The organism is Kitasatospora acidiphila (genome assembly GCF_006636205.1).
GTDB classification, from domain to species: Bacteria; Actinomycetota; Actinomycetes; order Streptomycetales; family Streptomycetaceae; genus Kitasatospora; species Kitasatospora acidiphila.
Window position 1 is genome coordinate 5030702 of record NZ_VIGB01000003.1, and the last position, 18896, is coordinate 5049597.

Sequence of the window (18896 nt, forward strand, 5' to 3'; positions counted from 1 at the left end):
ACTCGCCGTTGCAGAGCCGGGCGGGCCGCCCGGCTCTGCAAGTATGCCTAACCCGGAGCCGGAACGTATACACCGCTCGGGAAACGGCGGTCAAAGAGGCGGTGACGGAGTAGGCTGCGGCGGGTTTCGGGCGCGTCGTGGTCTGCACCACACTTCGGGCCTGCGCCGCGCCCGGGCCGGCACCCCGGTCGGACCCGTCCGAGGTGCGGGGGCGTGGCGCAGGCCCGATGGTGGGTCACATGACGAACACCCAGAAGATCTCCATGGGATTCCAGCCCAACCGGCAGCTGATCGGCGCCGGCATGGTGCTCGGCGCGGTGGGCGCGGCCGCCGCCACGGTGGGCACGATCATGATTTTCTCGGCGCTCGCGGCGGCGGGGCGGAGCTGGCTCCGGCAGCTGGAGACCGCCCCCGCCGAGCGGGCCTCCCGGGCGCTGACGCAGGCCAAGGCCGCCTCGCAGGCCGGACTGGACGCCTGGCGCAGCGCGGCCGCGTCCAACTAGTCCCCGGCTGGTCCTCGGCGGGGCGCGCCGGCCGGTGAGCGGCTTGCTGACCGGGGTGCCGCGGCACCGCATGGGCCGGCGCCTCGGCGACGGTCGGCCGGTTCGCCGCATGGCCGCGCGGCGCTTCCGCGCAGCTCCTCCCGACGGCTCCACCAGCTCGCCCGCGCCGCCAGTGGCGGGTGCGGCGGGGCTGGACGGCCCAAAGGCCCCGGGCATTGGACGCCCGGGGCCTCGGAGCGCTACCGCAGGGCCTTACAGCCCGAGCGACTTGGCGATGATGGTCTTCATGACCTCGCTGGTGCCGCCGTAGATCCGGAACACCCGGTTGTCGGCGTACAGGCGCGCGATCGGGTACTCCAGGATGTAGCCGTAACCGCCGTGCAGCTGGAGGCACTTGTCGACCACCGCGGAGGCGGCCTCGGTGGTGAAGAGCTTCGCCTCGGCGGCGTCGGCCACCGTCAACTCGCCCTCCTGGTACAGCTCCAGGGCCTGGTCCACGAGCGCCTGCATCGCGGTGACCTGGGTCTTGCACTCGGCCAGCACGAACTTGGTGTTCTGGAACTCGGCCACCGCCTGGCCGAAGACCTTGCGGTCCTTGACGTACTGCAGTGCGAAGTTGACCGCCGCGGCGGCCACCGCGTAGCCGCTGACCGCGATCGCCAGGCGCTCCTGCACCAGGTTGTGGGTCAGGTAGCTGAACGCCTTGCCCTCCTCGCCGAGCAGGTCGGCGACCGGCACCTTGACGTCCGCGAAGGCGAGTTCGGCGGTGTCCGAGGTGCGCAGGCCGATCTTCTCCAGCTTGCGGCCGACGGTGTAGCCCTCGGACTTGGTGTCCACGCAGAGGATGGAGAGGCCGGCGCGGCGGTTGGCCGGGTCGTACGGGCTGGTCCGGGCGACCACCAGGACCAGGTCGGCCAGCACGCCGCCGGTGATGAAGGTCTTGGCGCCGTTGAGGACGTAGTGCGTGCCGTCCTCGGAGAGCTTGGCGGTGGTGGTGATGCCGGCCAGGTCGGAGCCGGTGCCGGGCTCGGTCATGGCGATCGCGGTCATGATCTCGCCGGAGATGAAGCCGGGCAGCCAGCGCTGCTTCTGCTCCTCGTTGGCGTACTCCAGCAGGTACGGCAGCACCAGGCCGGTGTGCACGCCCGACGAGCCGAAGCTGACGCCGGCCCGGGCGGTCTCCTCCATGAGCACGGCCTGGTACTTGAAGCCCGTCTCGCCCGCGCCGCCGTATTCCTCCGGCACCTCGATGCCGAACACGCCCAGCTCGGCGAGCTTGTTGTAGAAGCTGCGCGGCGGGTGGCCGTCCTTCTCCCAGGTCTCGTAGACCGGGACGACCTCCTTGGAGATGAAGTCCCGGATCGTCGCCCGGAACGCCTCGTGGTCCTCGTTGTACACAGTGCGGCGCACGACGGCGCTCCCTTCGCACAGGGGCCTGCCCGGCGGGGCCGGTCGGGGCTGCGGCCGCGCTCCCGGATGCCGGGTTTAACGCGGCCTAAGTTAATCCTCAGTAGCTTTGCTGTCCAGGGTGGGCGCGTGCCTTGGGTGACCGGTTCCACCCGCCCCCGGGGCCCGTGGCAGTGGACCTGGGTCGACTTTTTGTGAATCATTGCTAGCCACAGGCCCGCAGGGCGGAGGAGGCGAGCGCGGATGGACCGGGAGGCGGCGGTGGTACGCCGGCCGCGCGGGCGCCGCACCCAGATCCTGCTGGCGGCCGCGGAGCAGTTCCATCGGCGCGGCTACCACCAGGTGGCGATGGCCGAGGTGGCGGCCGCCGTCGGCATCACCGCCCCCGCGCTCTACCGGCACTACCGGGGCAAGCCCGAGCTGCTGCGCCAGGCGGTGCGCGGCGGCCTGGACGAACTGGACCGGGCGGTCACCGCCGCCGGGACGCGGCCGGAGCGCGGACCGGTGGCGCTCGCCGAGGCGCTGGCCGCCGTGGCGCTGGACCAGCGGGCGCTGGGCACGCTCTGCCAGCGCGACGCCCGACTGCTGCCGGCCGCCCAACGCTCGGAACTGCGCCGCCAGTTGTGCGCCACGGTCCGCTCCGGAGCGGGGCAGCTGCGCGCGGCCCGCGCGGAACTCGCCACGAGTGAGGCCGAGTTGCTGCTCTGGTCGGCGCTCTCGGTGGGCGGCAGCCTGTCGTACCACACCTTCGCCCCGCCGCGCCGGCGGTTCGAACAGCTGCTCTCGGGGCTGCTGTGCGGCGTGCTCGATGCACAAGTCGACACAGCGTCAGATGTCAGGAGCAAGAGACGAGTTGACGAAGACGAGCCGGTCGGGCGCCGCGAGGAGCTGCTGGCCGCCGCCGTGCGGCTCTTCGACGAGCGCGGCTTCGACAACGTCAGCACCGACCGGATCGGTGCGGCGGTCGGCATCGCCGGGCCCAGCCTCTACAAGCACTTTCCGACCAAGGTCGACCTGCTGGCCGCCGCCCTGGTCCGCTGCCGGGAGCGGCTGTGGCACGAGGTGGCTGGCACCCTGACCGGGCCGGGTGAGCCGACCGCCATGCTGGTGAACGGCCTCGCCGCCTACGTCGACTTCGCCCGCCGGCACCACCACTACCTCGGCGCGATGGTCAGCGAGACCGAGCGGCTGGCCGAGCCGGACCGCACCCGGGCGGTGGACTTCCGCCGGGACTTCCTGCGGCTCTGGGTCGACCTGCTGCGGCAGGTACGCCCGGAGTACGACAAGGCCGAGGCCCGGATCCGGGTGCACGCCATGTTCGCCCTGGTCAACGACGGGGTGCGGCACCCGGCTTGGCGGCGGACCGGCCAACCGGCGCCGGGGCTGGCGCAGTTGGCCGGCACCGTGCTGGGGCTGCCGGGGACGGCCTGACGGGGCGGGCCCTCGGCAGGGCCCGCCCCGATGCGCGGATCAGCCGTTGTGCACCTGGTTCACATTGCCCTGCTGCGTACCGACGTTGCCCCCGTTGCCGGCCACCAGGGTGGTGTTGGTCTGGTTGCTGGCGCCGGAGCCGGTGGCCACCTGCAGCCCGCTGTTGCTGTTGCCGGCCACGCTGCCGACGATGTTGCCGGAGCCCCAGTTGCTGACGATGCTGCTGTTGGAGCCGTTGCCGGCGACGGCGCCGTTGTCGGCGGCCTGGGCGCTGCCGGCACCGATCAGCAGGAAGGCGCCGAGCGCTGTGGCGGCGGCGAGAGCCCGGGTACGGGACACGATGGTCTCCCTAGGAGTTCTGGTAATGCTGCGAGTTGGCGCCCGCGGGGTGGCCGCCCCGGGTGCGCCGCTGGTTGTGGCGTCGCGCAGAAAGCTTCCCTCGCCGTCGACCTTTGGAGCCAGGAATCGAGGACCGAATCCCTCAAAGGGGTCATAACACCCGGAAATCCCACTGCGTCAGGTTTAGGCCCGGCAAGGGCAAACCCGGTGGTCCGGCGATTGTCAGACTGGCAGACTGGGGCCTCATGTCTGAAGAAGGTCACGAGAACCTGCGCACCACCGAGGTCGATCTCGGCGGACTGGTGAGCGTCCTCGCCACCCACCTCTACTCCACGCCGCTGGTCGCCCTGCGCGAACTCGTCCAGAACGCCCACGACTCGCACACCCGGCGCCGCCTGGAGGACCCGGCGGGCGCCCACCGGGCCGTGATCCGGGTCAGCGGCGACCCGGTCCGGCGCACCGTCGCCATCGAGGACACCGGCGCCGGCCTCACCGAACCGGAGATCCACGCCTACCTGGCGACCGTCGGCACCGGCTACACCCGGCTGCTGCGGGACCTCACCGGCAACGAGGACCTGATCGGCGCGTTCGGCCTGGGCTTCCTCTCCGCCTTCTCGGTGGCCGACGAGGTCACCGTCACCACCACCTCGCACCGCGCCCCCGAGCTCGGCCACCGCTACCGCAGCCGCGGCGGCGAGCAGTACAGCGTCGACCCGGTGCCGCCCCGCCCGCAGCCCGGCACCGTGGTCGAACTGACCCTGAAGCCCGAGCACGCCCACCTCGCCGACGAGGAGGTGCTGCGCGACGTGCTGGCCCGCTACTGCGTGCTGCTCGGCGTCCCGGTGCACGTCGGTGACGACGAGCACCCGGTCAACGCGGTCCCGGTGCCCTGGCGCGAGGCGTTGCCCGCCGGCGAGCAGCACGCCGCCCGGATGGCCTTCGCCACCGCCTTCGGCCGCCGCTTCGAACCGCTGACGGCCTTTCCCGTCGAGCCGACCGAGCAGACCGACGCCGCCGGCCTGCTCTGGGTGCAGGACGGCGGCACCTACGGCAGCAGCGACAACCGCGACCTGGCCGTCTACCTGCGCGGCATGCTGCTCGCCGAGGACGCCCGCGACCTGCTGCCCAGCTGGGCCGGGTTCATCGGCGGCGTCGTCGAGTCCAACCGGCTCACCCCCACCGCCAGCCGCGAGGACCTGCAGCGCGACGAGCACTACCGGGCCCTCCAGCAGACCCTCGCCGACGCCATCGTCAACGGCCTCTACGAGACGGCGCGCCTGCACCCGGCCGCCTGGCGCCGCATCCTGGCCCGGCACGGCCAGGAACTGCTCGGCGCCGCGCTCTGCGACGACCGGCTCTTCACCCTGCTCGCCGACGACGTGCCGGTGCCCACCTCGCAGGGGGACCTGACGGCGGGCGCGCTGCGCGCGGCCGGCGGCGGCGCGGTGCACGTCGCGCTGGGCTCCGGCGGCGGCTTCGAGGAGATGCTCTACCGCGCCATGCGGGTGCCGATCGCGCGCGGCGACCGCTACGCCGTGCTGCCGTTCCTGCGCCGCTACGCGCAGCTGCGCGACTGCCGGATCGTCGAACTCGGCAGCGAGAGCGGCAACCGGGAGCTGTTCCGCGACCCGCAGACCCCGCTGGCGCCCGAGGAGGCCGGCTGGCTGGCCGCCGCGCTCGCCGACGAGGGCGAGCAGCTGGTGCCGGCCAGGTTCGACCCGCCGGGCCTGCCGCTGGTGCTGGTCCCGGACCGGGAGGCCGAGCTGAAGGCCCGGATCGAGGACGACCAGGCCGACGCCCGGATCCCGTCCGCCGCGCTGCGCCTGGCCCGGGCGTTCACCGCCCGCACCGACGGCAGCGTGCGGGCCCGGCTCTACCTCAACACCGACGCGCCCGCCGTGCGCGACCTGCTGCGCGCCTACCGGGCCGGCCACACCGGGGCCGCCACCGCCGCCGGACTGCTCCGCTCGGTCAAGGTGATCATGGCGGCCGCCGCCTCGGACGCCCGGGCCGGCGACGACCTGACCGCCGCACTGGCCGGCATCGGCACCGCCGTGGCCGCGCTGACCGCCCCGGCTGAGGGACTGTCAGTGGACGTGGGCACACTGTTCCCGCAGGACGACGGCGGGGAGGACGAGCGATGACCACTGACATCTGGGACTGGGTCTACGAGACCCACACCCGGCTGGTCGAGGGCGGCCAGCACCGGCTGGCCACGGCGCTGGTGGAGATCGCCGGCCATGCCGTCGACGGCCGCAACGACCAGCTCGACGCGATGTATCCGGAGGCGCTGGCCTCGGCCCGCGCGCTCAACCTGCCGTGGGTCGAGGTCTTCCTTCGGCACTGGCGGCTGCAGAACCTGCTGAACAAGCGCCACCAGGGCGAGCGGGCGATGGCCGAGGCGGTCTCGCTGCTGGAGTTCGCCCACCGCGAGGAGACCGCCGGCTGCCCGCAGTCGGTCTGCGCGGTGCAGGACTTCACCATCTGCCACGCCAACATCGACGGTCCCGGGTACGTGCCGGAGCGGCTGGCGGTGCTGGAGGAGGCGCTGGAGCGGGTCGAGCCGGCCCGGGCCTGCTTCGACTGCCTCTCCCGGGAGTACGCCGACACCCTGGAGGACGACGGCCGGGCCGATGCCGCCCTGGCCCACCTGGACCGCGCCCAGGCCCGGATCCAGGCGGCCGGCGAGACGGTCTCGCTCTCCTTCGGCCACGCCCGCGCCTCCGCCCTCCACCGGCTCGGCCGGCACCAGGAGGCGCTGGACTCGCTGGTCGCCGCCGAGCAGGCGTACACCAAGGCCGGGCACAGCCTGGACGACGACGACCGGCGCAAGTGCGGCGTGATCCGGGCCCGGCTGCTGGCCCACCTGGGCCGGCTCGACGAGGCGCTGGCCGAGCTGCCCGACGCCGCCGAGGCGGACGAGTTCGCCGACGTCCGGCACCGCTGGGCCGAGGCCGTCGACCTGCTGACCGCCGCCGACCGGTACCCCAACGACGCCCTGCTGGGCGCCCGGCTGGCTCGCTGGGTCTCCTACCTGGACGCGGCCGGCTCGCACCGCCCCTGCCTGGACCTGGCCCTGACGGCGGGCCGAATCGCCGTGCGGCGCGGCGCCCGCGAGGTGGCGCTGGCGCTGGCCGCCACCGGGGAGCGCAAGCTGGCGCTGCTGCGCCGCACCGGCCCGGTGGCCGACCGGCTGGCCGAGCTGCGGGCGGCGGCGCTGGCCCTGCCGGTGGCCGAGCTGCCGGTGCCGGCCGCCGAGCTGCTGGTCCACCTCGCCGCCCGGGACGAGGCCGCGCCGGCGGACCCGGAGGCCGACCTTGAACTGCTGGCCGCGGCCTGGGCGGCGGCTGACGACGCGTTGCCGCCGCCCGCCGCGACCGACCTGCTGCTGAGCCTGGCCGGACTGCTCGCCTCGCTCGGCCATGAGCAGGCCTCCGCCGGGCTGCTCTGGGCCCGACTGGACCAGGACCCGGACCACCAGGACTTGGTGGGCATGCTCGGCTCGGTGCTGATCGAGGCCCGGGACGGCGACGGGATCCGCCGGCTGGCCGACCGGGTCGCCGCCGCCGGCTCGCCGCAGGGGCACTGGCTGCGGGCCCGCTGGGCGATGGCCCAGAGCCGCTGGCCGGAGGTGCTGGAGCAGTGCAGGGCGCTGCTGAGCGCGCACCCGGACCGGCTCAACCCGCGCCGGATGGCCGCTGCCGCCGCCACCGAGCTGGGCGACCACGCCGCGGCCCAGCAGTTCTACCAGGATCTGATCGAGCACTCGCAGTCCCCCGAGGAGACCCCGCTCGACCAGCCGCACCGCACCGTGCAGCCGGCCGACCTGTGGCAGTTGATCACCGCGGCGACCGCCAACCGCGACTGGCCGGTGGTCCGGTGGACCGGGCGCCTGCTCGGCATCGAGTTCGACCAGCCGGACGGTCCGGTGGACGAGGAGTGGCAGTACGTCATCGTCCGGGCCCGGCGGGGCAACGGCGCGCAGACCGACCTGCCGGCCGTGCGCACCGGCCCGGCCACCGCGCGGATCCTGCCGGTGCTCGGCGAGGACATCGCGCTCAACCACGGTGACGTGGTGGTGTTCCGCCCCGAGCTGCTGGAGCCGGCCCCGGCCGAGGACGCCCCGGAGCAGGAGAAGGAGCGCTGGCGGCCCACCTTCGAGCTGCTGACCCTGCTCGACCCGGCGGGCTACACCACCTGGTTCGTGGACGGCGCCTGGCCTGGCGAGGCCGGCTGGGAGGCGCTGCGGCACGGGCTTCGGGAGCGCGGCTTCGGGATCTGGGCCTACAGCGGCGAGCAGTACCTGATCACCGACCCGGTCGCCGGGGAGGTCACGCTGCCCGGCGTCTACGCGGCGATCGGCGTGCCGCCCACCGCCTCGGCGGCCGAAGCCGACGCGCTGCTGGAGGCGCTGACCGTCGACTGGCCGCACCGGCTCAGCTGGCTCGACCTGGCCAAGGCGGCCGGCGTCGACACCGCCCGGCACGAGGAGGCGGTGCAGCTTTACGGGCTCTGAGGCGCCAAGGCGTCTGAGCTGCGGTGATTCTCCCCACCGGTAGGGACGCGGCATCGCGTTCGACCACCCGGTAGTCGTATCGTCGGGATGGCCGGTCCGGTACGCGCGGTAGCCGGGAGCGGCCGACTTGTCCATATGCGTCATGACTTGGCGTCGGGCAAGGTGGAGCCGGAGATCACCAGCAGTCAGGAGCAGCAGCAGTGCCTAAGCGGGGCCGTCGGGGTGGGAGCGAGCAGCGGGGCGGCAATGCCAGCAAGGGCGGTGAGCCGGTTCCGCCGTCCCAGGCGCCGCCCACCGAGAACCTGCTCGCCAACCCCGCACCGCCGGCCGACCAGGTGCAGCTGATCCCGCTGGCCCCGCTGCCGCAGGAGACCGAGGGGCTGCTGACGCCGGGTCAGCGCACCGGTGAGCAGCCGCTGCCGTCCGTCGCCGAGGAGACTGTCGGGGAGACTGTCGAGGAGATCACCGAGGAGACTGTCGAGGAGATCACCGAGGAGACTCCCGAGGACGCCGTCGAGCAGCGGCCCGAGCTCGTGGACACCGACGAGTTCGCCGCCTTCGAGGCGTTCGGCGGCGGCTCCGAGGACACCCTCTCCCCGGAGGTCTGGCGGGCCGTCGGCTACAACCCGCCCAGCGGCGCGATCCCGATCCTGCAGCAGGGCCCGCGCGGCACCGAGCCCTGGCCGGACCGGATGCGCACCCTGCTGCGCACCCCGATGTCCGAGCGCCCCGCCTCCGAGCGGGCGCCGCACCTGGCCAAGTCGGAGTCCGTCGCCCGCAACGTGCCCCGGATCTTCGACCTGACGCTGCGCATCGGCGAGCTGCTGCTGGCCAGCGGCGAGGCGGCGGAGGACGTGGAGGCCGCCATGCTCGGCGTCACCCACGCCTACGGGCTGGACCGCTGCGAGCCGCAGGTCACCTTCACCCTGATCTCGATCTCCTACCAGCCCTCGCTGGTGGAGGCACCGGTCACCTCGGCCCGGGTGGTGCGCCGCCGCACCTCCGACTACACGCGACTCGCGGCGGTGTACCGACTGGTCGCCGACATCACCGGCGGCAACGTCACCGTCAACGACGCGTACCGCCGGCTCGCGGCGATCCGCCGCAACCGGCACCCGTACCCGGCCTGGGTGCTGTCGCTCACCGCCGGTCTGCTGGCGGGCGCCGCGACCTTCCTGGTCGGCGGCCGGGTGGACGCGAAGGCGTGGCTGGTCTTCGTGAACGCGGTGGTCGCCGCGATCATCGGCGACCGGCTGGCCTCGCTGGTGGCCGGCCGCGGGCTGCCGGAGTTCTACCAGTTCGTGCTGGCCGCGATGCCGGCCGCCACCTTCGGCATCATCCTGTCGCTGAACAGCTCGGGGCTGCGCGGTTCGGTGGTGGTCACCGGTGGCCTGTTCGCGTTGCTGCCCGGACGCGCGCTGGTCGCCGCCGTGCAGGACGGCCTGACCGGCTTCTACATCACCGCCGCCGCCCGCCTGCTGGAAGTGGTCTACCTGGTGGCGGGCATCGTGATCGGCGTGATGCTGATCCTCTATGCCGGAGTCAGCTTCGACGCCCAGCTGAGGCCCAGCGAGTCGCTGGTCGGCAACTACAACCCGCCGGTGCAGCTGGTCGCCGCGATGCTGCTGACGCTGTTCTTCGCGATGCTGCTCCAGGCGAGCCGCCGCACCCTGGCGCTGGTCACGCTCAACGGCGGCATCGGCTGGACGGTCTACGGTGTGCTGGTCTACAACGGCGGGGTCTCGCCGATCGTGGCGACCGGGATCGCGGCCGGCGTGGTCGGCCTGTTCGGGCAGCTGATGGCCCGTTACCGGTACGCCTCGGCGCTGCCCTACGTCACCGCCGCGCTCGGCCCGCTGATGCCCGGATCCGCGCTGTACCTGGGGATGCTCGCGTTCGCGCAGGGGCAGCCCTCGCCCGGCCTGGTGTCGATAAGCAAGGCGGCCGCGCTGGCCATGGCGCTGGCGGTCGGGGTGAACCTCGGTGGCGAGGTGGCCCGGCTCTTCATGAAGGTGCCGGGGCCGAGCGGCGGGATCGAGGTGGCGGGCCGCCTGGTGCCGTACCTGACCGGGCCGCGCCGGGCCGCGAAGCGTACCCGCGGCTTCTGATCGCCCGTTGAAGGGGGCAGCACGCCGATGACCGCGAGCCCGAGGACGTAGCACCGATGCAGTTGGCCGGCCTGGTGGAGGCATACCGCACGCACATCGTGGCCGCGCACAAGCAGCCGCTCTTCCTGCTGCTGGCCGGGTTCATCAGCTCGTTCGTCTTCATCAGGTTCAGCGTGCGGATGATCCGGGCCAAGGTGCGCTGGTGGCCCGGGAACATCACGCCCGGCGGGCTGCACATCCACCACATGGTGTTCGGGGTGGGCGCGCTGCTGGTGGCCGGGATCGGGGTGTTCGCCACCAACGGCGGCCGTCCGTGGATCGACTGGTTCGGGCTGCTCTTCGGCATCGGCTGCGGCCTGGTGCTGGACGAGTTCGCGCTGATCCTGCACCTGGAGGACGTCTACTGGAAGGAGGAGGGCCGCAAGTCGGTGGACGCGGTGATCCTGGGCATCCTGGTCACCGGCCTGCTGCTGATCGGCTTCGTACCGCTCGGGGTGGTGCCCGGGGCGGGCGGCGCCGAGGGGTCGGGGCGCTGGGGCGTGGTCGGGCTCATCTCCTTCAACGCGCTGATGTCGATCGTCGCGCTGCTCAAGGGCAAGGCGTGGACCGGGCTGCTCGGCATCATGGTGCCCGGCCTGTCCTGGATCGGGGCGGTCCGGCTGGCCCGGCCGTCCAGCCCTGGGCGCGCTGGCGGTACGGCGACCGGCCGCGCCGGCGGGCCCGGGCGGTGCGGCGGGACCGGCTGCTGCACGCCCGGGTGGACCGGGCCCGGACGTGGCTCTTCGACCTGATCGCGGGCGCCCCCGACAAGGTGCCCGCGCACCACGCGGTGACCCATCGGATGGCCGAGCGGGTGGCGGCCCGAGCCACCGCGCACCTCGACCCGAACCGTGCCAACCGCCCGGCCGCGGCACCCGCCGAGCGCGCCGCCGACCAGCGGCGCCGCACCGTGCAGGCCGGCCGGGTCCGCTCCTACCGTGCGCGGAGCGCGCGCCGGCGCGGGCCCTGACCCCGAGTACGGGGCCGACTGCCTCCGCGATCTCACCCGGATGGCCGCAGGGATCATGGTGCTGATGATCCGTCGGATTTGAGAATATTACGTCGAGTGACCGGACAGTTACGCGATGGGATGACTCATTGATCACTGAACGGATGATCCGCACGCGGAACCGCAGCCGGATGCTCGCCCGGATCCGCGCCCGGCGCTGCCGCACGGCCCCGCTGCTCGCCCTGGTCCTGCTGGTCAGCGGGACGGTACTGGCCCCACCGGCCACCGCTCGCCCGGCCGCCCTGTCGTCGCCGGCCCCCTTCCGGGCCGCCCCGCCGGCCCTGCCCGCCCTGCCCGCCCTGCCCGCCCTGCACGTTCTGGCCGCCGCGCCCACCGACGACCCGCCGCAGCCGAACGGCCAGGCGTACCCCAGCACCGGCGACATCGACCGGGCCCGGGCCGCCGCCGCCCGGCGGGCCGCCGCCGCGAACGCCATCGAGGCCAAGCTGGCCGACGCCCGCACCGAACTCGAGCGGGCCGGACAGCGCGCCGAACAGGCCGTCGAGGCCTACAACGGCGCCCAAGCCAGGCTCACCCGGGCCCGCGCCGCATCGGCCGCTGCCGCCGCCCGCGCCGCCACCGCCGAGTCGGTCCGCATCGACGCCGCCGAGCAGGCCGCCGCGCTGGCCGCCGCCACCTACCGCACCGGCGCCACCCCCGAGCTCTCCGCCTTCAACGACCTGTTCGCCGTGCGCGGCCCCCGCGCCGCCGCTGAACAGTCCGCCGCGGTGGGTGCCGCCGGCCGCACCACCCGGCAGATCCTGGACGAGGCCACCAGCACCGCCCGGGCCGCCGCCGACGCGCAGCGCGCCGCCCAGGCCGACGCCGCCGCGGCCGAGCGGGCGGCCGGCGCGGTCGCCCGGGCCAAGGCCGCGGCCGAGGCCCAGCTGACGGCCCACCAGCAGACCGTCGCCGAACTGGGCGAGCGCCGGGAACGCCTGCTCGGCGAACTGGCCGCCGCCCGCAACACCACCGTGGAGCTGGAGCGGCGCCGGCAGGCCGCCCTGGAGGCGATCGCCGCGCAGCAGGCCGAGGCGGCGGCCAAGGCGGCAGCGCTCGCCGCGGAGAAGGCGGCAGCCGAGAAGGCCGCCGCGGAGAAGGCAGCGGCTGAGAAGGCCGCCGCTGACAAGGCGGCCGCCGACAAGGCCGCTGCGGACAAGGCCGCCGCCGAGAAGGCCGCGCAGCAGTCCGATGGGGACGCGCCGGACCAGTCCCAGCAGGCCGCACCGCCGCCGCCCGCGCCCTCGTCCGAGTCGGGTGGCCAGGTGGCTGCCGCCTATGCGCGGGCCCGCCTGGGTCTGCCGTACGTCTGGGGCGGCGAGGGGCCGGGCGGCTACGACTGCTCGGGCCTGACCAAGCTCGCCTGGCAGCAGAGCGGCCGCCGGCTCACCCACTTCGCGGCCGACCAGTACGCCGAGTCCACCCCCGTGACCTACCACCAGCTGCGCCCCGGCGACCTGGTCTTCTGGTCGCACACCGGCAAGCCCGCCGACATCTACCACGTGGCGATCTACCTGGGTGACGATCAGGTCATCATGGCGCCCCACCCCGGCGGCACGATCGAGCAGACCGGCCTCTGGGTGATGGGCGGGCCCACCTACTTCGCCCGGCCCTGAACCGGATCGGTCCTGAACCCGGCGGCGACTGGCGCCCGGCAGCCGTCGGGGCCGCGCCGTGCGTGCGGCGCGACCCCGACAGCTGCGGTGCGGCTAGCCGTTGCGCGGGGCGAAGACGCCGAAGGCGGCACCCTGCGGGTCGCGGATGACCGCGATCCTGGGGCCGTTCTCCATCTCCACGTCCACCGGGCCGTGCATGATCTCGGCGCCGAGCTTCGAGGCGCTACCGGCGGCGGCGTCCACGTCGCGGACCATGAAGAACGGGGTCCAGTGCGAGGGGACCTCCGGCGGGAACATGGTGCCCATCTCCATGACGCCGCCGAACATCTTTCCGGCCAGGCCCACCATCGGGTACTGCTCGCTCGGCGTGACCTCCCAGCCGAAGACGCTCTTGTAGAAGGCCACTGCGGCGTCCCGGTTCCGGGTGGCGAGGTCGATCCAGCCGAAGGCGTTCGGCTCGTCCGCCACACCGAAGCCGGCGAACTGCCCGGCCTGCCACAGCGTGAACGGCGCGCCGGTCGGGTCGCTGAGCAGGGCCCAGCGGCCCAGCGGGCCGACGTCCATCGGGCCCATCCAGAGCTGGGCGCCGGCCGCCTTGGCGGCGTCGGAGACCTCGTCGGCGCTGGGGGTCGCGAAGGCGAGCAGCCACTGCACCGGCTGCTGCGGGTTCATCAGCGGGGCGACGGCCGCAGCGGGGGCGCCGTCCAGGGAGAAGATCGTGTAGCCGCCGTACTGGGGGTCCTGGGCGGTGGCGGTCCAGCCGAACAGCCGGCCGTAGAACCGCTGGGATTCCGCCAGATCGGATGTGCTCAGCTGCACCCAGCAGGGCGAGCCGGGGAGGATTTCGGTCACCTTCAACGCAGTCCCTCTCGACGTCGTTTTCGGGGGCGGGCTTCTCATCCAAACCCGCCCCCGGCACCGGCGCCACCGGACGGCGGTCCATCCGGTGCTCCCGCGCGGCACACGGGTTCAGCGGCAGAGCTCGGAGACGGTGTCCTCGAAGTCGGGGAACTCCCGGGCGGCCGCCTCGATCACGGCCTCGGGGGAGCGGCGCCGGTCCGGCGCGAACCGCTCGGCGATGGCGGTGATCTCGGGGTTGGCGCGCGGGGTCCAGTCGCCGGACGGGTCCGGGCAGGCCGCCTCCGCAGGGCCGTAGCCACCGGCCAGCAGCCACAGCAGGTCGCCCAAGTCCCGTGCCACCACGCCGGTTTCGCCCTCCGAACCGAGGAACACCACGGGCTGCTCGGTGACCGGCCGGCCCGGGCGGACCAGCCAGAACGCTGCGTACCCGCCGGCGCCGTTCATACCGAAGACGCGGAACTGGCCACCGTCCACCTCCTTGTTCCCCGTCCAGAGCCGGAACCACCAGGCGGTGTCCTCGGCGGCCTCGAAGGCCGGGTAGGGCTCGAAATCCACCCAGCTGTGCTCGTCGTCCTCGAACGGGACGGCCAACGCGGCAGCGAGCGCGGCGGGGAAGCCGCGGTCATCGGTCAGCGTCATGCGCACACGCTAGCGGCCGGCACCGTCACCCCCGTTAGGCTTGCGCGATGAGCAACGAGCCGCTCCGGCTGACGGTCCTGGGCAGTGCGACGCCGTATCCGAGCGCGGACAACCCGTGCTCCGGCTACCTGGTGTCCGGCGGGGGCACCCGGGTGTGGGTGGACGCGGGCAGCGGAACCCTGGGGCCGCTGCAACGCCACGTCCGGCTGGACGAGTTGGACGCGATCTGGATCTCGCACCTGCACGCCGACCACAGCGCGGACCTGCTCACCGCCTACTACGGCGCGCTCTACGCGGACATCCGCCTCGCCGCGCCGATCCCGCTCTACGGCCCACCGGGCATCGCGGACCGGCTGGCCGGCTTCCTCAGCAACACCCCGGCGCGCAGTCCGATCGAATCGGCCTTCGCCGTCACCGAGTTGACCGACGGCCATCAGGTGACCATCGGCCAACTCACCCTGACCAGCCGGGCGGTGGCGCACGGCATCCCTGCGTTCGCGCTGCGCGTCGAGTCCGGCGGGCGCACGCTCGTCTACTCCGGGGACACCGCGCCGTGCGCCGCCCTGACCGAGCTGGCCGACGGGTGCGACGCACTGCTCTGCGAGGCCGACCTCGCGCAGCCGCCGGCCGCCGGTGAGTACGTGCACCACACCCCCGAGGACGCGGGCGGGACGGCGCGCGCGGCCCGGGCCGGCCGGCTGATCGTCACGCACGTCGGCCGGTCCCTGACACCGTGCCAGGCCGTCGCCCGCGCCGCGACGCGCTTCGGCGGCCCCGTCGCCCACGCCGACCCCGGTGCGGTCTTCGACCTCGCGAACCCGCTCCTGTAGTGGCCCGATCGCGGTCGGTTAACGGATTCGCCTGACAGCGCGGCCGGCGGCCGGGCACGATGCTCCCATGGCACGACTTGAGAACCAGGTCTTCCCGCTGCTGAAGGCCTGCGCGGACCCGGCCTCGCGCACTGCGGCGACCCGGCGGGACCACCCGGGCTGCCAGATCGTCACCGCCACCATGGAGAAGGACATGGGCACCGGTGCCGTTGACAACACCATGTTCCTGGCGGCCGGCATGGCGATCGCGGGTGCCACGGTGCTGGAGCTGGGCGCGATCCACCGCGGTGTCCGGGCGCTGACCTTCATCGATGCGCTGGACCAGGGCAGTGCGGACGAGAAGTGGCTGATGATGCTGCTCCGCAGCTTCTTCGCCGAGGAGGGGCCCACCCCGCCCGATGTGCTGGGCCAGTGCTGGGACAGCAGCCAGGACGAGTTCTACGACCTGATCGTGGAACTCGGCGACTTCGGCGCCACCCTGATCGACCGTCTGACCAGCCGCGGTGCCTACACCGAGGCGGAGATCCTCCTGGAGATCGTCGACGCGCTCGGCGACGAGGAGGGCGGGGGCGGCGAGGGCGGCGAGTAAGGCGAGGAGCGCGACTGACCCCTCGCCCCCGGGCGCCCGGTCATTCGGACACCCCGTAATTCGGATGCCCGGTTTGTCGCCCCGGCCTACGGTGGACGGATGAGCGAAGAGGTGGCGCCGACCGACGGCATCGAGATCCGCAGCATCACCGAGGGCGAGCTCGGGGCCTGGGGCGACGCAGTGAGCAGGGGCTTCCAACGCGCCGGGATGCCGGAGGCACTGGAGTTCCGCCGGCTGCGCAACTACCCGGGGCGCACCCTGGGTGCCTTCGAACGCGACAAGATCGTCGGCACCCTGCGCAGCTTCCCCAACGAGCTCACCGTGCCCGGCGGCGCGCTGCTGCCCGTCTCCGCCATCTCGGGCGTCACGGTCCGTCAGACCCACCGCCGGCGCGGCCTGCTCAACCGGATGATGGCCCGGGAGCTGGCCGGAGCCCGCGAACGCGGTGAGGCGGCGGCCATTCTGGTCGCGGCGGAGTACGGCATCTACCGCCGGTACGGCTTCGGTCCCGCCACCCGTGCGGACGGCCTGGTGGTCAACCTGCACCACGCGGAGGGCCTGCGCGCCGACCTGCCCGAGTCCGCCGGCCGCCTCGACCTGGTGAGCATGGCCGAACTCGCCAAGTACGGCCCGGAGTTGCACGAGTGCTGGCGCCGCAGCCGGCCCGGTGCGATCGGCCGCGACGAAGCGTTCTGGCGGGAGGCCACCGGCACCATCGAGATGCCCGGCCCGGAGCGGAAGGAACCGTTCGCGGTGGTCCACCGGGACGCCGGCGGCACCGTCACCGGACTGCTGGTCTACTCGGTCACCGACCAGTGGGACGGCCCCAACCCCGACTGCGTCCTGACGGTCCACGACTTCCTCGCCCTGGACACCGTGACGGCCGTGGCCCTCTGGCGCTACGCCTGCTCGATGGACTGGGTCCGCAGCGTGTCCATCGCCTCGCTCGCCCCCGACGACCCGCTGCCGCTGCTCCTCAACAACCCCCGGGCCGCCAGGCCGCACCCCGAGCAGTGGGACCACACCTGGCTGCGGGTGCTCGACGTGCCGGCCGCGTTCGGTGCGCGCACCTATGCCGGGCCGGGGCGCGTGGTGCTCGACGTCACCGACCGGCAGGGCTACGCGTCCGGCCGCTGGCTCCTCCAAGCGGACGTGACGGGCGCGGGCACGGCCGAACCGACCAGCGAGGAGCCGGACTTGGCCATCGATGCGGCCGTCCTCGGCAGCCTCTACCTGGGAGCCGAGTCCGCCACCCGCCTCGCCGCAGCCGCGCAGCTGACCGAACTGCGCCCAGGCGCGGCCTTCGCCACGGACCGGCTGCTCGGGACGCCGCTGAAGGCGTACAACCCGGACACCTTCTGAGCCCCGACTCCGTTGCCAGGCGCCTGAGTTCCGGCCGAGGGTGCGGAGCAGGCGGGGCGGGAGGGAAGTGGCCGCGTTCCCATCTCAGCACGTTCGGACCCCGGCCGGCCCCCGATGCCTCAGCTCCCCGCGCGGGCCCCCATGGTCGGCAGGATGAAGTCCTGGATCAGCCCCTTGGCGTCGCGGACGATGGGACGGAAGACGCGGTAGCGGGAGAGGCGTATCACCCGGGCGGCCATGGGGGTGGAGCGGCGGACGAAGGCGCGGGTGCGCTCGGTGTCGGGGGTGCGGTCGAAGACCCAGTAGAGGACCACGATCATCAGGTGCAGCCAGAGCAGGTCGGGGAGCAGCTCGGTGAGTTCGCGGTCGAGCTTGGTGCGCAGGTCGGAGCCGGTGAGGACGTCGCGGAACAGGTCGACGGCGGTGGCGCGGGCGCGGTGCGACTCGTTGGCGAACGGGCTGAGCGAGTTGCTCGGGTCGGCCGCGGTGCGGAAGAACTGGGCGGCGAACTCGTGGTACGGCGCGGCGCAGTCGATCCAGGAGAGCAGGGCGATCTCCAGCCGCTTGGCGAAGTCGGTGTGGCCGCGCAGCCGCGCCTGTGCCTCGGTGGCGTGCTCCAGGGTCATCCGGTCGTAGAAGCCCTGGATCAGGTACTCCTTGCCGGCGAAGTAGTAGTAGGCGTTGCCGACCGAGATGCCGGCTTCGGTGGCGATGGCGCGCATGGTGGTCTTCTCGTAGCCGCGTTCCTGGAAGAGCCGCATGGCGGTCTCCAGGATCAGGGCCCGGGTCTGCTCGCTCTTGCCGGTCTTGGGGCGTGCGCGGCCGCCCGGAAGCTCGGCCGCCGAGGCCGGGTCCGGGGCGGGGCCCGGGGTGGGGTCGCCGGTGCTGGGGGTGCTGCCCGTCTGCTCGTCCACGGTCGTCGAGCCTAGCGGGACGGCATCCGGGGTGGCCTGCGGGCATGCGCGGGCGAACCGGGTGTCCCCTCCACACCCGGTTCGAACGCGTTCAAAACAGCGAGCCGACTCTAGTGGGAGATCTTGAATGCGTTCAAGGCTGATTCCGTGTCAGGATCCTCGGATGATCGATTCCACCGTCACGATCCGCACCGGAACCGCCGCCGACGCCCTCGCGGTGGCCGACCTCCACACCGAGAGCTGGCGCACCGCCTACGCCGGGATCGTCCCGCCGGAGGCACTCGGCGCCGACCTCGCGCAGCAGCGGCGCGAGCTGTGGGAGATCCGGCTGACCGCCGACTACGGGCCGGCGGAGAACACCCCGCACCTGCTGATCGCGGAACGGGCCGGGACGGCGGGCGTGCTGGGGTTCGGGTACCTGGTGCCGCAGCCCGACGGGCGGGTGCTGCTGGACAACCTGCACGTGCGCCCCGGGCTGACCGGCGGCGGCATCGGCGCGGCCCTGCTGACCGCCGCCCGCGCCTGGGTGGCCGAGCAGCACCCCGGCGCGCCGTTCTACCTGGAGGTGCTGCGCGACAACCGCCGCGCCATCGCCTTCTACGAGCGGGCCGGCGGCCGCCGCACCAAGGAGGGCCGGGCACCGTTCCCGGGTGGCGGCGAGCTGCCGGAGTACGAGTACACCTGGGACCGCCCCTAGGGCCGCTCCTGTGGATCACGCCGGACGCCCTGATCC

General features: G+C 73.5%; 17 protein-coding genes. 12 read left to right on the forward strand and 5 right to left on the reverse strand.

Going from position 1 to position 18896, the window contains the following annotated elements:
* Window positions 1-239 precede the first annotated feature (239 nt).
* Window positions 240-503, forward strand: a complete 264-nt coding sequence (locus tag E6W39_RS23790) for a hypothetical protein (RefSeq protein ID WP_141635251.1) — start codon at window positions 240-242, stop codon at window positions 501-503.
* Between the two features lie 252 nt (window positions 504-755).
* Here E6W39_RS23790 and E6W39_RS23795 read toward each other — a convergent pair whose 3' ends face one another.
* A complete protein-coding gene (locus E6W39_RS23795; protein WP_141635252.1) occupies window positions 756-1913 on the reverse strand; it encodes an acyl-CoA dehydrogenase family protein in 1158 nt (385 codons plus the stop codon).
* Window positions 1914-2153: 240 nt separating this feature from the next.
* Between E6W39_RS23795 and E6W39_RS23800 the strand changes: the two genes are divergently transcribed.
* Window positions 2154-3341 (forward strand): TetR/AcrR family transcriptional regulator, encoded by a 1188-nt coding sequence (locus tag E6W39_RS23800; RefSeq protein ID WP_141635253.1) that lies wholly within the window; start codon window positions 2154-2156, stop codon window positions 3339-3341.
* Window positions 3342-3380: 39 nt separating this feature from the next.
* On the opposite strand, the gene E6W39_RS23805 is transcribed toward E6W39_RS23800, so the two are convergent.
* Window positions 3381-3680, reverse strand: a complete 300-nt coding sequence (locus E6W39_RS23805; RefSeq protein ID WP_141635254.1) for a hypothetical protein — start codon at window positions 3678-3680, stop codon at window positions 3381-3383.
* 245 nt (window positions 3681-3925) lie between these two features.
* Here E6W39_RS23805 and E6W39_RS23810 point away from each other — a divergent pair, with 245 nt between their 5' ends.
* The 6 genes from E6W39_RS23810 (at window position 3926) to E6W39_RS43090 (ending at window position 12968) form a co-directional block, all read left to right on the forward strand.
* Complete coding sequence (locus E6W39_RS23810) at window positions 3926-5824, forward strand: ATP-binding protein (RefSeq protein ID WP_141635255.1); 1899 nt, start codon at window positions 3926-3928, stop codon at window positions 5822-5824.
* On the forward strand, window positions 5821-8196 hold the full coding sequence (locus E6W39_RS23815) for a tetratricopeptide repeat protein (RefSeq protein WP_141635256.1): 2376 nt from the start codon (window positions 5821-5823) through the stop codon (window positions 8194-8196). The genes E6W39_RS23810 and E6W39_RS23815 overlap by 4 nt, the downstream gene beginning before the upstream one ends.
* 200 nt (window positions 8197-8396) lie before the next feature.
* Window positions 8397-10304 carry a threonine/serine exporter family protein gene (locus E6W39_RS23820; protein WP_228718325.1) on the forward strand — a complete coding sequence of 636 codons (1908 nt, stop codon included), beginning with the start codon at window positions 8397-8399 and terminating at the stop codon, window positions 10302-10304.
* Window positions 10305-10360: 56 nt separating this feature from the next.
* A complete protein-coding gene (locus E6W39_RS23825; protein ID WP_228718326.1) occupies window positions 10361-11095 on the forward strand; it encodes a hypothetical protein in 735 nt (244 codons plus the stop codon).
* The gene (locus E6W39_RS41955; protein ID WP_228718327.1) at window positions 11062-11313 is read left to right on the forward strand and encodes a hypothetical protein; all 252 of its coding nucleotides are present in this window, start codon (window positions 11062-11064) and stop codon (window positions 11311-11313) included. Before E6W39_RS23825 ends, E6W39_RS41955 begins: the two co-directional genes overlap by 34 nt.
* Before the next feature lie 143 nt (window positions 11314-11456).
* A complete protein-coding gene (locus tag E6W39_RS43090; RefSeq protein WP_141635257.1) occupies window positions 11457-12968 on the forward strand; it encodes a C40 family peptidase in 1512 nt (503 codons plus the stop codon).
* 93 nt (window positions 12969-13061) lie between these two features.
* Here E6W39_RS43090 and E6W39_RS23835 read toward each other — a convergent pair whose 3' ends face one another.
* Together E6W39_RS23835 and E6W39_RS23840 are read right to left on the reverse strand one after the other, a co-directional pair.
* A complete protein-coding gene (locus tag E6W39_RS23835; protein ID WP_228718328.1) occupies window positions 13062-13820 on the reverse strand; it encodes a VOC family protein in 759 nt (252 codons plus the stop codon).
* A gap of 117 nt (window positions 13821-13937) precedes the next feature.
* Complete coding sequence (locus tag E6W39_RS23840; RefSeq protein WP_141635259.1) at window positions 13938-14468, reverse strand: SMI1/KNR4 family protein; 531 nt, start codon at window positions 14466-14468, stop codon at window positions 13938-13940.
* Window positions 14469-14515: 47 nt separating this feature from the next.
* Here E6W39_RS23840 and E6W39_RS23845 point away from each other — a divergent pair, with 47 nt between their 5' ends.
* The 3 genes from E6W39_RS23845 to E6W39_RS23855 all read left to right on the forward strand — a co-directional run bounded on the left by E6W39_RS23845 (window position 14516) and on the right by E6W39_RS23855 (window position 17249).
* Complete coding sequence (locus E6W39_RS23845) at window positions 14516-15298, forward strand: MBL fold metallo-hydrolase (protein ID WP_141635260.1); 783 nt, start codon at window positions 14516-14518, stop codon at window positions 15296-15298.
* A gap of 67 nt (window positions 15299-15365) precedes the next feature.
* Window positions 15366-15887: a hypothetical protein gene (locus E6W39_RS23850; protein WP_141635261.1), complete on the forward strand. Its 522-nt coding sequence runs from the start codon at window positions 15366-15368 to the stop codon at window positions 15885-15887.
* Window positions 15888-15986: 99 nt separating this feature from the next.
* Window positions 15987-17249 carry a GNAT family N-acetyltransferase gene (locus tag E6W39_RS23855; RefSeq protein WP_141635262.1) on the forward strand — a complete coding sequence of 421 codons (1263 nt, stop codon included), beginning with the start codon at window positions 15987-15989 and terminating at the stop codon, window positions 17247-17249.
* 119 nt (window positions 17250-17368) lie between these two features.
* On the opposite strand, the gene E6W39_RS23860 is transcribed toward E6W39_RS23855, so the two are convergent.
* Window positions 17369-18163, reverse strand: a complete 795-nt coding sequence (locus E6W39_RS23860) for a TetR/AcrR family transcriptional regulator (RefSeq protein WP_228718329.1) — start codon at window positions 18161-18163, stop codon at window positions 17369-17371.
* A 163-nt stretch (window positions 18164-18326) separates the two neighbouring features.
* On the opposite strand from E6W39_RS23860, the gene E6W39_RS23865 reads away from it, so the two are divergent.
* Window positions 18327-18860: a GNAT family N-acetyltransferase gene (locus E6W39_RS23865; protein WP_141635263.1), complete on the forward strand. Its 534-nt coding sequence runs from the start codon at window positions 18327-18329 to the stop codon at window positions 18858-18860.
* Window positions 18861-18896: the final 36 nt, after the last annotated feature.